Below are 840 nucleotides of genomic sequence, written 5' to 3' on the forward strand. Positions count from 1 at the left end.
TATTCGCCTCGAGCCACTGACTGGATCAGCCCGTACCATTTTGAATCCTGGACGGGATCCTCCACCCCGTAGATGGAAACCGGCCGGAGCGTCGCTGCATTCAGACGACCAGAACCACCATAGGCATGGACCATCGTTTCCATGGAAGCCTTGCACGCACCGTACAGCGAACCTGGACGAAGCGGGTGTTGTTCGTCCAGCGGAATGCCGTCGACGACATCTTGGTGCACGGCCCCCGACGAAACGAAAACGAACCGCTCGACCGCCTGGGAACAAGCCGTTTCAAGAAGCGAGATTGACCCCATCAGATTGGTTTGGATGTAGTCGAGTGGCTTGTCTGGAGCACTCATAAAGCTGTCGCCCTCACGAGCCAGCGCGGTATGAACCACGGCGTTACAACCAGACACCAATTGCTCGATTGACTGCGGATCATCCAGCTCACCTTGGACCCAATCAACGCCCTCTAACCGCGGGGGATCGTTCTTGCGGGTCCATCCTCGAACAGAATGACCGTTCCGTAGCAGGTCAGAAACGACGTGTTGACCTAAAAAACCGGTTGCGCCGGTGACTGCGACAAGCATCAGAAAACCCGAAATGCGAAAATGAACCCACTTACAAGCCGCTAGCGTCCCCACAGGGCACGCAAAACGCTTTTTGACTAGTTGACTTTCGAAAGGATCGTTAGAACGTGGGCTTCCGCCTGAAACGTTTATCCATTGAAAGCTGTCCTTTGTCTTCCACCGCATCCCCTTCTCAAGACGCCGGCACCGATACCTCGAGCAATACCGCCGTTCGAGATGAGATCCGAAACGTCGTCATCATCGCTCACGTTGACCACGG

1 protein-coding gene is annotated in these 840 nt (G+C 55.4%); it reads right to left on the minus strand.

Going from position 1 to position 840, the window contains the following annotated elements; translation table 11 throughout:
- Positions 1 to 746: SDR family oxidoreductase (locus tag B2R17_RS04265; protein WP_349676981.1), on the minus strand; the 746-nt coding region annotated here is incomplete at its 3' end.
- Between the last annotated feature and the right edge of the window lie 94 nt (positions 747 to 840).

Origin of the sequence: Rhodopirellula sp. UBA1907 (assembly GCF_002337565.1) — a bacterium.
In the GTDB taxonomy this organism is placed as follows: Bacteria; Planctomycetota; Planctomycetia; order Pirellulales; family Pirellulaceae; genus Rhodopirellula; species Rhodopirellula europaea.